Below are 1,014 nucleotides of genomic sequence, written 5' to 3'. Positions count from 1 at the left end.
GTCGAGCATCGCGCGCTGGCGGGCGTCGAGCTTCAGTGTCTGTACCGCGTTCATCGCAAGGCTCCCCAGGCAGAGCCTGATTCGTTCAATCGCAGGCTCATGACGACCGCATCCTCGCGCTTGCCTTCATGGGCCGGGTAGTAGCCCTTGCGCACGCCCACGCTGCGGAAACCCTGGCGCATGTAGATGTCGAGCGCGCGCCGGTTGCTCTGGCGCACCTCGAGCCAGAGCCACTGCGCGCCCTGCGCGCGCGACCAGCCGGTCAGCGCCTCGAGCATCAGCGGCGCCCAGCCCTGGCGCTGGAAGGCCGGCGCCACGGTGATGTTGAGCAGGTGCACTTCGTCCACGCCCTTCATGGCGACGAAGTAGCCGATCAGCGTCTCGCCCAGGCTGGTGAGCGGCGTGCCCAGGTCGGGCCGCGAAACCGGGGCCAGCAGGCACTGGCAGTGGTAGCCGACCGCCATCGAATCGATGAAGTTGGCCCGCGTCCAGGGATGGCTGTAGGCCGTCTGCTCGACCGCGCAGACGGCATCGAGCCGCTCGACGGTGAGCGGCTCGAGGCGGGCTTCGACGGGCTGGAGGACGGCGCTCATTCAATGACCTTCGTGCTTCGCACTGCGGCGCGAGCTTGCTTGGGGCGGCCCGGCGCGGCGCTCATGACTGGTTGGCAACAGGTGGACCCGCCAGGGCGGCCGCCTTGATGGCGGCGCGCTCATCGGTGGTTTGCGCCACTTTATCGCGAACATAGAGCGGCCAGGCATGTGCCGCATCCACCGTGCGCCCCGCGGCCAGCAGCGCGGGCGCCAGCCGCAGCATGGCGGTGGCCGTGGGCAGCACCTCGTGGCGCGCCGCGGCCGGGGCCAGGCGCGGGCCGTAGGCGGCAAAGGCGTTGCCGGCAAGGGACCAGCCGGCGGGCACTTCAAGCGCCTCGGGCGCGAGCAGCAGCGGCTCGCCGTCCGCGCCGCCCAGCGCCCCGCCGCCATCGAAGTCGTAGCGCGCGGCATAGAGCTGGTC

The 1,014-nt window shown here is 70.9% G+C and carries 1 protein-coding gene and 1 pseudogene; both read right to left on the bottom strand.

Annotation, left to right across the window (positions count from 1 at the left end; all coding sequences use genetic code 11):
• Positions 1 to 50: 50 nt before the first annotated feature.
• Positions 51 to 593 carry a ribosomal protein S18-alanine N-acetyltransferase gene (gene rimI / locus AC1DOC_RS34955; protein ID WP_015867823.1) on the bottom strand — a complete coding sequence of 181 codons (543 nt, stop codon included), beginning with the start codon at positions 591 to 593 and terminating at the stop codon, positions 51 to 53.
• 61 nt (positions 594 to 654) lie between these two features.
• A pseudogene (locus AC1DOC_RS34950) lies at positions 655 to 1,014 on the bottom strand (tRNA (adenosine(37)-N6)-threonylcarbamoyltransferase complex dimerization subunit type 1 TsaB); the annotation flags it as partial.

The sequence above is a fragment of the Variovorax sp. 01T439_2 genome, assembly GCF_056398445.1.
The sequence above is the reverse complement of the archived record's forward strand: the minus strand, read 5'-3'. Positions and strand labels throughout refer to the sequence as shown.

What these genes read in the sequence shown, in the direction of transcription:
- rimI (WP_015867823.1), bottom strand. Translation starts at nt 593, where the DNA reads ATGAGCGCCGTCCTCCAGCCCGTCGAAGCCCGCCTCGAGCCGCTCACC.